The sequence below is a fragment of the Pseudomonas sp. SWRI22 genome (assembly GCF_014268395.2).
In the GTDB taxonomy this organism is placed as follows: domain Bacteria; phylum Pseudomonadota; class Gammaproteobacteria; order Pseudomonadales; family Pseudomonadaceae; genus Aquipseudomonas; species Aquipseudomonas paracarnis.
Genome location: NZ_JABWQK020000001.1, coordinates 2,977,634 through 2,990,613, shown reverse-complemented (window position 1 = coordinate 2,990,613; position 12,980 = coordinate 2,977,634). Strand labels below are relative to the sequence as shown.

The following is a 12,980-nucleotide window of genomic DNA, read 5'->3' as shown; positions in this document are numbered from 1 at the left end:
ACCATTCAGCCGCGCGCGGCAGCGATCTTGATCAGTTTGGCGTAGTAGAAGCCATCGTGCCCGCCTTCCTGCGCGAGCAGTTGGCGACCGTGGGGCTGCTTGATACCGGCGCTAGTGGCGAGGTCCAGTTCGCGCGCGCCGCTGGTGCGGGCGAGGAAAGCTTGGATGACCTCGGTATTTTCGGTGGGCAGCGTGGAGCAGGTGGCGTAAAGCAGGATGCCGCCGACTTCCAGAGTCGGCCACAGCGCGTCGAGCAGTTCGCCTTGCAACACCGCCAGGGCGGCGATGTCGTCGGGCTGGCGGGTCAGCTTGATGTCCGGATGACGTCGGATCACGCCGGTGGCGGAGCAAGGAGCGTCCAGCAGGATGCGCTGGAATGGCTTGCCGTCCCACCAGGTGGCGGTGTCGCGGCCGTCGGCGGCGATCAGGTCGGCGTTGAGGCCCAGGCGTGCAAGGTTTTCCCGCACGCGCACCAGGCGCTTGGCCTCAAGGTCCACAGCCACCACACCGGCCAGGTCTTTTTCAACCTCAAGGATGTGACACGTCTTACCGCCTGGCGCGCAGCAGGCGTCGAGTACGCGCTGGCCTGGGGCCAAATCGAGCAGATCGGCAGCCAATTGCGCGGCCTCGTCCTGCACGCTGATCCAGCCTTCGGCAAAGCCCGGCAGGCTGCGTACATCGGCGGCGACTTCCAGCACGATACCGTCCGTGCTGTACACGCACGGGGTGGCGTTGATGGCCGCGCCGACTAGTAATTGCAGGTATGCATCCCGGCTGTGGTGGCGACGGTTGACCCGCAGGATCATCGGCGGGTGTGCGTTGTTGGCCGCGCAGATAGCCTCCCATTGCTCGGGCCAAAAGGCCTTCAGGGATTTTTGCAGCCAGCGCGGGTGGGCGGTGCGCACCACCGGATCATGTTCCAGCTCGGCCAACAGCGTTTCGCTTTCACGCTGGGCGCGGCGCAGCACGGCATTGAGCAGGGCCTTGGCCCAGGGCTTTTTCAGCTTGTCGGCGCAACCGACGGTTTCACCGATAGCGGCGTGGGCCGGCACGCGGGTGTAGAGCAACTGGTAGAGGCCCACCAGCAACAGCGCCTCGACATCCGCGTCCGCCGCTTTGAACGGTTTTTGCAGCAGCTTGGCGGCCAACGCAGACAACCGTGGCTGCCAACGGGCGGTGCCAAAGGCCAGGTCCTGGGTAAACCCGCGGTCGCGGTCTTCAACCTTATCCAACTGCGTCGGCAGAGAACTGTTGAGCGAAGCCTTGCCATTGAGCACAGCGGCGAGAGCCTTGGCGGCGGCCAGACGTGGGTTCATTGAGTGACCACTCCAAGCGTGGTGCCCAGGGCGAATTTCTCACGACGACTGTTGAACAAATCGCTGAAGTTCAGCGCCTTGCCGCCGGGCAATTGCAGACGCGTCAGGCACAGCGCCTGTTCACCGCAAGCCACCAACAGGCCGTCTTTGCTGGCGCCGATGATCTCACCGGGAGCGCCTACGCCATCGGCCAGGATCGCGGCCAACACTTTCAAGGCTTCGCCGTTCAGGGTGCTGTGGCAGATCGGCCATGGGTTGAAGGCACGTACCAGGCGCTCCAGCTCCACGGCTGGGCGGCTCCAGTCAATGCGCGCTTCGTCCTTGTTCAGCTTGTGGGCGTAGGTGGCCAGGCTGTCGTCTTGGATTTCACCTTGCAGGGTGCCGGCAGCCAGGCCAGCGATGGCCTGGATCACGGCGGGCGGCCCCAGCTCAGCCAGGCGGTCGTGCAGACTGCCGCCGGTGTCTTGGGCGGAGATCGGGGTGGTGACTTTGAGCAGCATCGGCCCGGTATCCAGGCCGGCTTCCATGCGCATCACGGTCACGCCGCTCTCCTGATCGCCCGCTTCAACGGCGCGCTGAATCGGCGCCGCACCACGCCAGCGTGGCAGCAGTGAAGCATGACTGTTGATGCAACCCAGGCGCGGTATATCCAGCACAGCCTGAGGCAGGATCAAACCGTAAGCCACCACCACCAGCAGGTCGGGCTTCAGCGCGGCCAGTTCGGCCTGGGCGTCGGCGTTACGCAGGGTCGGCGGCTGCAGCACAGGAATGTTGTGCTCCAGCGCCAACTGCTTGACCGGACTCGGCATCAGTTTTTGCCCGCGACCGGCCGGGCGATCCGGCTGGGTGTACACCGCGACGATGTCATAAGGGCTGGCAAGCAGCGCCTTGAGGTGTTCGGCGGCAAATTCAGGAGTGCCGGCAAAAACAATGCGCAATGGCTCGGTCATGGGAGTTCTCGGTTAAAAACAGTCACAAAAGAAAAAGGCTTGCCGCAGCAAGCCTTTGGAAGAAGGGCATCAGGCTTGCTGGCGATGCTTTTTTTCCAGCTTCTTCTTGATGCGGTCACGCTTGAGCGTGGACAGGTAATCGACAAACAGCTTGCCGTTGAGGTGGTCGCATTCATGCTGGATACACACCGCCAGCAGGCCTTCGGCAACCAGTTCGAAAGGCTTGCCGTCACGGTCCAGCGCCTTGATCTTCACGCGCAGCGGGCGTTCCACATTCTCGTAGAACTCCGGCACCGACAGGCAGCCTTCCTGGTATTCGCCCATCTCTTCGGTCAGCGGTTCGAACTCAGGGTTGATGTACACCCGAGGTTCGCTGCGATCTTCCGACAGGTCCATGACCACGACACGCAGATGCACGTTGACCTGGGTAGCGGCGAGGCCGATGCCCGGGGCTTCATACATTGTTTCAAACATGTCATCGACCAACTGACGAACCTTGTCGTCCACTACGGCCACCGGCTTGGCGATCGTGCGCAGGCGCGAGTCGGGAAATTCGAGGATGTTCAAAATAGCCATAAGCGTAATTGCTGCACATGTGAGGAAGAGACAAATCGGCGGTGGGATGGACCCATACGGCCGGTGTGAAACGCTCGGAAGCCGCGAAGGCCATGGCATTTCACGCGAACGCACATAATAAAGGAGATTCACCCCATGAGGAAATCGCTACTCGTCTTGCTGCTGTGGGCCCCGTTCGCCACGGCGTTGATTGCGCAACCCACTGAGCGCCTGGATCAGGCAGCGCAACAGGCCATCCAGCATTTTTTACTGCACAACCGTATTTTTGACTCGCCCGAGGACCTGGATAACGCGCCTTACATTATTGCGGCGCAAGGCGGGCGCGTGCTGGGTGCCAACGACGAGCGTGTGCATGCGCGCGGGCGTCTGGACCCGGCCCAGCCGAGCTACGGGATCTTTCGCCGAGGCAAGGCCTACACCGACCCCGTTACCCAGGAGTTACTCGGCATCAATGCCGACGACATCGGCACTGCGCGCTTTGTGCTTGCCGACAGCCTCACCACCCTCGCAGTGCAACGGGTGACCCAGGAAATCCGCCCAGGCGACCGCTTGTTGCGCGCCGAGCCTCCCGTTGCTTTGGCGAACCTGGAGCCGTGCAAACCTGCACCCTTGATTACAGGGCATATCATCGACATCCCCAAGGGCGTCACGCAGATTGGCGTGCTCGACGCTGTGACCCTGAACAAGGGCCGCCGCGATGGCCTGGTGGAGGGCCAACTGCTGACGGTGATCAAGGCTGGCGCCACCGTGCGAGACGCCCTCACCGGCACGCCCACGCCACTCCCGGATGAGCGAGCCGGCACCCTTCTGGTGTTTCGTACCTATGAAAAGCTCAGCTATGCCCTGGTGCTCAGTGCTTCACGGTCGCTAGCCGTGCAAGACCGTTTCGAGACGGCTGATCAAGCGCAATAAATAGCCTGCTAAATAAGTTACCAACAGAGTTATCCACAGCTTGTTCCGGTCAAGGATGATCATATGAATCCGATAAACAGTAGCGATATTTCCCCGGCAGAGCTGGAAGCCCGGCTACGCTTGCACAGGCTGCCAGAACTGGGGCCCAAGCGTTTTCACGTATTGATCGAAGCCTTTGGTTGCGCTTCCAAGGCCCTGAGTGCTCCCGCCAGCGCCTGGCATTCCCTCGGTTTGCCCGCCGTCAGTGCCGAGGCCCGACGTAGCCCCAAAGTCCGTGACGGTGCCAGTGAAGCGTTGGCCTGGCTGGGGCGCCCGGCCCAGCATTTGCTGATGTGGGACCAACCTGATTACCCGGCGTTGCTCGCGCAGATCGACGATGCGCCGCCGTTGTTATTCGTGGCGGGCGACCCCGGTATTCTGGAAAAACCACAGTTGGCCATGGTGGGAAGTCGGCGTGCCTCTCGCCCGGGCATGGACACGGCAGCGGCCTTTTCCCGTAGCCTGGCGAGCGCCGGTTTTGTCATCACTAGTGGGCTGGCGGTGGGCATTGACGGCGCGGCGCACCAGGCGGCATTGGACGTAGGCGGCCATACCATCGGCGTGCTCGGCACTGGCCTGGAAAATTTTTATCCACAGCGCCATCGCAGGCTCGCCGCGGCGATGATTGCCCAAGGCAGCGCCGTGGTTTCCGAATTTCCGCTGGATGCCGCGCCCCAGGCCGGCAATTTCCCACGGCGCAACCGGATTATCAGCGGGCTGTCGTTAGGCGTGCTGGTGGTGGAGGCCAGTATGGCCAGCGGCTCGCTGATCACCGCACGCCTGGCGGCGGAGCAAGGGCGCGAGGTGTACGCGATTCCGGGTTCCATCCACCACCCCGCCGCCAAGGGCTGTCATCAGCTGATCCGTGATGGCGCGGTGCTTGTGGAAACCATCGAGCACATTCTTGAAAGCCTGCGCGGTTGGCAGCGGTTGTCCCATGCTGCGCCGGTGCCCGTGATCCATCCGTTGGTGGCGCTGCTGCACGCGGCACCGCATAGCAGCGAAGCCTTGGCGATTGCCAGCGGTCGGCCGTTGTCCCAAGTACTGGCCACCCTGACGGAACTGGAGTTGGAGGGCCAAGTGATTTGCGAAAGCGGGCGCTGGCTGGCGCGGTGCCCGCTTTTGTAGTGGCCCGTTTTTGGCGCTAGGTTTTGTAACGAAGATCGGTAAACTGCCCAGAGCTTTAGTCCGGAGAGTAAACAATGGTCAACAGGTGGCGTGTGCTGGAAGCCGCACGGGAAATTCGCGCAGGCGCAGTGATCGCCTATCCGACCGAAGCGGTTTGGGGCCTGGGCTGCGACCCGTGGAACGAAGAAGCAGTGGATCGACTGTTGGCGATCAAGAACCGTTCGGTCGACAAAGGCCTGATCCTGGTGGCGGATAATATTCGTCAGTTCGACTTTCTGTTTGAAGATTTCCCGCAAACGTGGATCGAACGCATGGCCAGCACTTGGCCAGGGCCGAATACCTGGCTGGTGCCCCATCAAGACTTGCTGCCTGAATGGGTCACGGGTGTGCATGACACCGTAGCGCTGCGGGTCAGTGATCATCCGTTGGTGAGAGATTTGTGCGCCCAGGTCGGCCCGTTGATTTCCACCTCGGCCAACCCTCAGGGCCGCCCGGCGGCCCGCACGCGGCTTCGCGTAGAGCAGTATTTTCGCGGGCAAGTGGACTTGGTGTTGGGCGGCGCCCTGGGTGGGCGCAAGAACCCGAGCCTGATTCGGGACCTGGTGACGGGTGATGTGGTGCGCCCCTCGTAAGGTGCAGCTCGTTCCCACGCTCTGCGTGGGAACTCCGCATTGGACGCTCTGCGTCCGCTTGTGACGCAGAGCGTCACGGTATGCATTCCCATGCAGAGCGTGGGAACGATCTTAAGGCAGCAGGATGGTTGAGCCAGTCGTGCGCCGCGCCGACAACTCCGTCTGCGCTTTGGCCGCCTCCGCCAGCGGGTAGCGCTGGTTGATATCAATGCGCACCTTGCCGCTCTTGATCATCGAAAACAGATCGTCCGCCATCGCCTGCAAGTTTGCCGCACTGTTGGCGTAGGTCGCCAACGTTGGCCGGGTTACGTACAGCGAGCCCTTCGCCGACAGAATCCCCAGGTTCACCCCATCCACCGCACCCGACGCGTTGCCGAAGCTCACCACCAAACCCCGCGGCGCCACGCTGTCCAGTGAGGTCAGCCAGGTGTCCTTACCGACGCCGTCGTACACCACCGGGCACTTCTTGCCGTCAGTCAATTCCAGTACACGTTGTGCGACATCTTCCTTGCTGTAGTCGATGGTTTCCCAGGCGCCGAGCGATTTGGCCAGGGCGGCTTTTTCCGGGGAGCTGACCGTGCCGATCAACTTCACCCCCAGGGCCTTGGCCCATTGGCAGGCCAGGGAACCCACTCCACCCGCAGCGGCGTGGAACAAAATGGTTTCACCGCCTTTGAGCTCATAGGTCTGGCGCAACAGGTACTGCACGGTCAGGCCTTTGAGCATGGCACCGGCGGCCTGTTCGAAGCTGATCTCATCCGGCAGGTGCACCAGGTTGGCCGCAGGCAACACATGCAGCTCGCTGTAGGCACCCAGCGGGCCGCTGCCGTAGGCCACGCGGTCGCCAACTTTGAATTGGCTGACTTCACTGCCCACCGCGTCCACCACGCCAGCGCCTTCCGCACCAAGGCCCGATGGCAGCGCGGGCGGCGCGTAGAGGCCACTGCGGAAGTAGGTGTCGATGAAGTTCAGGCCGATGGCCTCGTTGCGCACCCGAACCTGCTGTGGGCCAGGCTCCGCTGGCGTGTAGTCCACATATTCAAGTACTTCGGGGCCGCCATGGGCGCTGAACTGGATACGTTTGGCCATCTGCACTTCTCCTTGGGTTCGAATCTGCGTAGCCCCCTATCGGACTCCTAAGCTTGATCCTCGTCAACTGCTGTGCACCTAAGTGCAGTGGCATCTAGGCGCAGTGGTATCCTGTGCGCCCATTTGCCGCCGACGCCCCATGGGCCTCGCGTAGCTTTGCCCGATTCAAGGTGATGCCATGACTACCCGCACCGAGGCCGTTAAAGCCTACCTGCTTGACCTGCAAGACCGCATTTGCAGCGCCCTGGAAACCTTCGAGACGGACACTCGCTTTATCGAAGACGCCTGGACCCGGCCAGCCGGCGGTGGCGGTCGTACCCGTGTGATGGAAAACGGTTCGGTGATCGAAAAAGGCGGTGTCAACTTTTCCCACGTGTTTGGCAGCGGTCTGCCACCGTCTGCCAGTGCCCATCGCCCTGAACTGGCGGGCCGTGGGTTTGAGGCCCTGGGTGTGTCGCTGGTGATCCATCCGCATAACCCGCATGTACCGACTTCCCACGCCAATGTGCGGTTTTTCATCGCTGAAAAGGAAGGTGAAGAACCGGTGTGGTGGTTCGGTGGTGGCTTCGATCTCACCCCGTATTACGGCAATGAAGAAGACTGCATTCATTGGCACCGCGTGGCCGAGCAGGCCTGTGCACCGTTTGGCCCGGGCGTGTACTCACGCTACAAGGCCTGGTGTGACACCTACTTCCACATCAAGCACCGCAACGAGCCCCGTGGCATCGGTGGCCTGTTCTTCGATGACTTGAACGAGTGGGGCTTTGACACCTGCTTCGCCTTCATCCGCGCCATCGGCGATGCCTACATCGATGCCTACCTGCCGATTGTGCAGCGTCGCAAGGCCATGGCGTACACCGAGCAACAACGCCAGTTCCAGGAGTTCCGCCGGGGCCGCTACGTTGAGTTCAACCTGGTCTATGACCGTGGCACCCTGTTCGGCCTGCAATCGGGCGGGCGTACGGAGTCGATCCTGATGTCGCTGCCACCTCAGGTACGCTGGAGCTACGACTGGAAGGCCGAAGCCGGCAGCGAAGAGGCGCGCCTCACCGACTACTTCCTGCAAGACCGTGACTGGCTCGGCGTTGCCGCGCCCAAGGCGGCGGTGTGATGGACCGTTATGTTGTGTTCGGCAACCCCATCGGCCATAGCAAGTCGCCGCTGATTCACCGTCTGTTCGCTGCCCAGACCGGCGAGCAACTGGACTACAGCACGATGCTCGCGCCGTTGGAGGACTTCACCGCCTGTGCCCGTGAGTTCTTCCAACACGGCCGTGGCGCCAACGTGACCGTGCCGTTCAAGGAAGAGGCCTATCGCTTGGCCAATACCCTGACCGAACGGGCTCAGCGCGCCGGCGCCGTAAACACTTTGAGCAAATTGGCTGACGGCACGTTGTTGGGCGACAACACCGACGGCGCGGGCCTGGTGCGCGACTTGACGGTCAATGCCGGGCTGAGCCTGCAAGGCAAACGCATCCTGTTGTTGGGCGCCGGTGGCGCGGTACGCGGTGCGCTGGAGCCGTTGCTGGCGCAGCAACCCTCGTCGTTGATCATCGCCAACCGCACCGTGGAAAAGGCCGAGCGACTGGCTGAGCTGTTCGATGACCTGGGCCCGGTGTCTGCCAGTGGTTTCGACTGGTTGCGTGAGCCGGTGGATGTGATCATCAATGCCACGTCGGCCAGCCTGTCAGGCGATGTACCGCCGATTGCCGGCAGCCTGATCGAGCCGGGCAAGACCTTCTGCTACGACATGATGTACGCCAAGGAACCCACCGCATTCTGCCGCTGGGCGAGCGAGCAAGGCGCGGCGGTGGCGATGGATGGCCTGGGCATGCTGGTGGAACAAGCGGCGGAAGCCTTCTTGCTGTGGCGCGGTGTGCGTCCGGATTCGGCGCCCGTACTGGCCGAACTGCGCCGGCAATTGGCCTGATCCCACACGCTGATGTGGGCACACTTAATGTGGGAGCTGGCTTGCCTGCGATAGCAATAGGTCAGTTACCCATGTGCTGGCTGATCCACCGCTATCGCAGGCAAGCCAGCTCCCACAGTTGATCGGGTTTAGTCTTCGAAATGGAGGGGGCAGTTATCCGGCCCCTCCAGCTTCATCAGTTCCTCTACCACCTGCGGCCTGGCCCCACGCAACGTCAAGCTACGGCCCAACCCCGCCAACCGCCGCGCCTCCTGGTGCAGCATCTCCACCCCGGAATAGTCGATAAAGTTTATCTGCTGCGCCTCGATCACCACCCGCTCACCCTGCAGACGTTGCAGGCGCACTTGCAGGTAATGGCTGGCGCCAAAAAAGATCGAGCCGCCCACCCGCAACACATCCGCTTCACCGTCGCGCCAGTGTTGCACCCGTGGCTGCGAGGTGCGCTTGAGGTAGAAAAACAGCGACGCCAGTACCCCGGCATAGATCGCCGTTTGCAGCTCCAACAACAAGGTGGCGACACAGGTCAGGCTCATCACCACAAATTCGGCGCGGCTGACCCGGAACAGCGCACGAATGCCGCGGTGGTCCACCAGGCCCCAGCAGATCAGCAGGATACTCGCCGCCATGCTCGGGATCGGAATATGCGCAATCAACGCTGCGCCAAATAACGCGAATAACGCCACCCACAGGGCCGAAAACACCCCCGCCAATGGCGAACAGGCACCCGCCTCATAACTGAGGCCCGAGCGGGTGAACGATCCGGCTGACAGGTAGCCGGAAAAAAATCCGCCCACGATGTTGGATAAACCCTGGGCGCGTACTTCCTGGTTGGCGTCGAGCAGTTGTTGCGAGCGGGCGGACAGCGAACGGGCAATCGACAGGCTGGTCACCAACCCCAACATCCCCACCGCCACGGCACTGGGCAGCAGGCGCAGCACCAGATCCAGATCCATCGGCAACGGGCTGAACGGCGGCAGTTTGCCAATAAACGAACTGACCCGTGCCACATGCCCGAACATCGCCGGCCACAGCCATGCCGCCACGCTGCCCGACACCAAGGCGATCAACAGTGTCGGCCAGCGTGGCATCAGGTACTTGAGCAGCATACCTGTCAGCAACGTCCCCAGCCCCAGGGCCAGGGACGCGTGGTCCCACTCGCCACGATGGTCGATCAGCGCCAGCAGGCCATTGATAGCCGTGGCCTGGCTCGGTAAATCCAAGCCGAGCAGGTTGGGCAGTTGCCCCAAGGCGATCACTACGGCGGCGCCCAGGGTGAATCCCAGCACCACCGAATGGGAGACAAAGTTCACCAACGCGCCGAAGCGCAGCAGGCCGAGCAACCACTGGAATACACCGGCAAGGAAGGTCAGCAACAGGATGAGGGTGATGTAGTCCTGGGAGCCTGGCACGGCCAGTGGGCTGATGCTGGCGTAAAGCACAATGGAGATGGCGGCCGTGGGCCCGCAGATCAGGTGCCAGGACGAGCCCCACAGGCAAGCGATCAATACCGGGATGATGGCGGCATAGAGCCCGTATTCGGGTGGGAGACCGGCGATCAGTGCGTAGGCAATCGACTGCGGCAGCGCAAGCACCGCGCCGCTGAGGCCGACGATGGCATCCCGGCCGACGCTGGCGCGGGTTTGGCGCGGCAGCCAGCGCAGGAAGGGCAAAAGTGTATGGCGGTTGGGCCGGGGCATCGCAGGCTCGGGTAAAGGGTTTTGGCAAGAGTATCAATGCATGGGTACTTGTGGGAGCTGGCTTGCCTGCAATGCTGGCGCCTCGGTGTGACAGGCATACCGGGGTGATGCTATCGCAGGCAAGCCAGCTCCCACAGGGTCAGCGGCAAGCGTCAGAGTGATCGTTCCCACGCTCTGCGTGGGAATGCTGCTCGGGACGCTCTGCGTCCGATTTTAACGTCAGAGTTTGGCTTTTACCGCTGGCAACGCCTCCTGGCCATCCAGGGTTTTCACGCCCTCCAACCATTGGTCCAACACTGCCGGGTTGGCCTTGATCCACGCCTTCGCCGCCTGCGCATTGCTGACCTTGTTGTTGGCCACGTCAGCCATGATGCTGTTCTCCATGGCCTGGGTAAAACTCAGGTTGGTCAGCAGTTTGCCGACATTGGGGCACGCTTGTGCGTAACCCTTGCGAGTCAAGGTATAGACGCTGCCGGTGGCACCAAAGTACTGCTCGCCGCCCTTGAGGTAGCGCATTTTCAGTTGCACGTTCATCGGGTGCGGGGTCCAGCCGAGAAAGGTGATAAAACGCTGTTTTTTCACCGCTCGCGAGACCTCTGCGAGCATCGCCTGTTCGCTGGACTCGATCAGCTTCCACTGCCCAAGGTCGAAATCATTCTTCTTGATGATCTCCTGCAGCGAGATATTGGCTGGCGCGCCGGAGCCAATGCCGTAGATCTTCTTGTCGAACTTGTCGGCAAATTTATTCAGGTCGGCAAAGTCATGCACCCCGGCGTCCCACGCATAGTCCGGCACGGCGAGGGTGAACTCGGTGCCCTCCAGGTTCTTCGCCAGTTGCACCACATCGCCGTTGGCCACGAACTTGTCGTAGAAGCCTTGCTGCGCCGGCATCCAGTTGCCGAGGAAGACATCCACCTGGCCGTCCTTGAGCCCGCCGAAGGTAATCGGCACCGCCAGGGTGTCGACCTTGGGTTGATAGCCCATGCCCATCAGCAAGAAACTGGTGATAGCGTTGGTGGCGGCAATATCGCTCCAGCCTGGGTCGGCCATCTTTACCGTTTCGCAGCGAGTGTCTGCGTACACCTGGGCGCTGCTGAGCATCACCAAACTCAGTACCACGTTCAACTTTTGCATGGCCTTCCCTCTGTCTACTTATTGGTTTTGGCAGGGTTGTGGAAAACGTGCTTTGCGCTCCAGGTCATCAAGGTCGATATGGTTGCGCATGTACTGCTGACTGGCGTCTACCAGTGGCTGGTGATCCCAGCTCTTGAGCTTGCCATGGGTCAGCGCTTCAAACACCAGTCGGCGACGGCGTTGGCTGGCGAGCACCTGTTGATGGATCGCCGGGATATCCCATTTAGCCCGCGCTTCACGCAAGAACGCCTCGAACAATGGCCGATGTTCAGCTGACTGGCTGAGGTTTTCCTGCTCGCTCGGGTCGTTGTGCACATCGAACAATAGGCAAGGATCGTCCTCGCTGTAGATGAATTTGTAGGCGCCCCGGCGAATCATCATCAATGGGCTGACGGTGCCTTCGGCCATGTATTCGCCAAACACTTCGTCATGCCCGCCCTGCCCCTGCAAGTGCGGGACCAGTGAGCGGCCGTCCAGCGGCAAGTGCGGGTCCAGTTCCCCGCCGGCCAATTCCACCAGGGTGGGCAACAAGTCGGCGGTCGACACGGCCTGGGTGACGCGGCCAGCGGCGAACTGCCCCGGCGCACTGATCAGCAGCGGCACGCGGGCGGCCATTTCAAACCAGTGCATTTTGTACCAGAGGCCGCGCTCGCCAAGCATGTCGCCGTGGTCGCCAGAGAAAATGATCAGGGTGTCGTCGGCCAGGCCGGTGTCTTCCAGGGTCTGCAGCAGCTTGCCGACGTTGCTGTCGATGTAGCTGCAGGCACCGAAGTAGGCGCGGCGGGCGTCGCGGATCTTATCCACAGGCAGCGGTTTGTCCCACAAGTCATAAACCTTGAGCAGCCGCTGGGAATGCGGGTCGAGGTCGGCCTGGGGCGGCGTCGCGGGCATTGGGATGTCGGTGTCTGCGTACAAGTCCCAGAACGGCTTGGGAATGGTGTAAGGGTCGTGGGGATGGGTCATCGACACCGTCAGGCAAAACGGCTGGTCACCTTCCTCACGGATATGGTCGAACAGATATTGCTGGGCCTTGAACACCACCTCTTCGTCGAAATCCAGCTGGTTGGTGCGCACGCACGGGCCGGCTTGCAGCACCGAGGACATGTTGTGATACCAGGTAGGGCGTACGTCTGGCTCATCCCAGTTCACTGCCCAGCCGTAGTCGGCGGGATAGATGTCGCTGGTCAGGCGCTCCTCATAGCCGTGTAACTGGTCGGGGCCGCAGAAGTGCATCTTGCCCGACAGTGCGGTGCGGTAGCCCAGGCGGCGCAAGTAGTGGGCATAGGTCGGCACATCGGCGGGGAAATCGGCGGCGTTGTCGTAGGCGCCGATCTTGCTCGGCAACTGGCCGCTGACCAAGGTGAAGCGCGACGGTGCGCACAGCGGGCTGTTGCAATAGGCGGCGTCGAACACCACGCCTTGTGCCGCCAGGCGGCTGAGGTTGGGCAGCTTGATCGGGGAAGGCCCGTAGAACGGCAGCATCGGCGCGGCCATCTGATCGGCCATGATGAAAAGAATGTTCTTGCGCTTCATGGTTTCTCGGCATTCCATAGGCAGTGTTTATGCCAATGAGCATGC

Annotated in this window: 12 protein-coding genes; 5 read left to right on the top strand and 7 right to left on the bottom strand. The window is 61.9% G+C overall.

Annotated features, from left to right (window positions below):
- Positions 1-5: 5 nt before the first annotated feature.
- The 3 genes from rsmB to def all read right to left on the bottom strand — a co-directional run bounded on the left by rsmB (position 6) and on the right by def (position 2,842).
- Positions 6-1,316 carry a 16S rRNA (cytosine(967)-C(5))-methyltransferase RsmB gene (gene rsmB, locus HU730_RS13105; RefSeq protein ID WP_034129193.1) on the bottom strand — a complete coding sequence of 437 codons (1,311 nt, stop codon included), beginning with the start codon at positions 1,314-1,316 and terminating at the stop codon, positions 6-8.
- The gene (gene fmt, locus HU730_RS13100) at positions 1,313-2,266 is read right to left on the bottom strand and encodes a methionyl-tRNA formyltransferase (RefSeq protein WP_186527017.1); all 954 of its coding nucleotides are present in this window, start codon (positions 2,264-2,266) and stop codon (positions 1,313-1,315) included. The genes rsmB and fmt overlap by 4 nt, the downstream gene beginning before the upstream one ends.
- 69 nt (positions 2,267-2,335) lie before the next feature.
- Positions 2,336-2,842, bottom strand: a complete 507-nt coding sequence (gene def, locus HU730_RS13095; protein WP_020301426.1) for a peptide deformylase — start codon at positions 2,840-2,842, stop codon at positions 2,336-2,338.
- Between the two features lie 135 nt (positions 2,843-2,977).
- Here def and HU730_RS13090 point away from each other — a divergent pair, with 135 nt between their 5' ends.
- The 3 genes from HU730_RS13090 to HU730_RS13080 all read left to right on the top strand — a co-directional run bounded on the left by HU730_RS13090 (position 2,978) and on the right by HU730_RS13080 (position 5,553).
- Positions 2,978-3,754, top strand: a complete 777-nt coding sequence (locus HU730_RS13090; RefSeq protein WP_034129195.1) for a hypothetical protein — start codon at positions 2,978-2,980, stop codon at positions 3,752-3,754.
- 63 nt (positions 3,755-3,817) lie between these two features.
- A complete protein-coding gene (dprA, locus tag HU730_RS13085; RefSeq protein WP_034129196.1) occupies positions 3,818-4,921 on the top strand; it encodes a DNA-processing protein DprA in 1,104 nt (367 codons plus the stop codon).
- Between the two features lie 74 nt (positions 4,922-4,995).
- Positions 4,996-5,553, top strand: a complete 558-nt coding sequence (locus tag HU730_RS13080; RefSeq protein ID WP_034129197.1) for an L-threonylcarbamoyladenylate synthase — start codon at positions 4,996-4,998, stop codon at positions 5,551-5,553.
- 111 nt (positions 5,554-5,664) lie between these two features.
- Here the strand turns inward: HU730_RS13080 and HU730_RS13075 are convergent, their stop codons facing one another.
- A complete protein-coding gene (locus tag HU730_RS13075) occupies positions 5,665-6,642 on the bottom strand; it encodes a quinone oxidoreductase (RefSeq protein ID WP_034129198.1) in 978 nt (325 codons plus the stop codon).
- A gap of 178 nt (positions 6,643-6,820) precedes the next feature.
- On the opposite strand from HU730_RS13075, the gene hemF reads away from it, so the two are divergent.
- Positions 6,821-7,753, top strand: coding sequence for an oxygen-dependent coproporphyrinogen oxidase (gene hemF / locus HU730_RS13070; protein WP_060763857.1), 933 nt, complete (start codon positions 6,821-6,823; stop codon positions 7,751-7,753).
- Positions 7,753-8,571 (top strand): shikimate dehydrogenase, encoded by an 819-nt coding sequence (aroE, locus tag HU730_RS13065; protein WP_034129199.1) that lies wholly within the window; start codon positions 7,753-7,755, stop codon positions 8,569-8,571. Before hemF ends, aroE begins: the two co-directional genes overlap by 1 nt.
- A gap of 128 nt (positions 8,572-8,699) precedes the next feature.
- Here aroE and HU730_RS13060 read toward each other — a convergent pair whose 3' ends face one another.
- From HU730_RS13060 to betC, 3 genes are all read right to left on the bottom strand, one after another.
- Complete coding sequence (locus HU730_RS13060) at positions 8,700-10,268, bottom strand: SulP family inorganic anion transporter (protein ID WP_060763856.1); 1,569 nt, start codon at positions 10,266-10,268, stop codon at positions 8,700-8,702.
- Positions 10,269-10,487: 219 nt separating this feature from the next.
- The gene (gene choX, locus HU730_RS13055; RefSeq protein WP_186527016.1) at positions 10,488-11,402 is read right to left on the bottom strand and encodes a choline ABC transporter substrate-binding protein; all 915 of its coding nucleotides are present in this window, start codon (positions 11,400-11,402) and stop codon (positions 10,488-10,490) included.
- Positions 11,403-11,420: 18 nt separating this feature from the next.
- A complete protein-coding gene (gene betC, locus HU730_RS13050; RefSeq protein WP_127880304.1) occupies positions 11,421-12,935 on the bottom strand; it encodes a choline-sulfatase in 1,515 nt (504 codons plus the stop codon).
- Positions 12,936-12,980 lie beyond the last annotated feature (45 nt).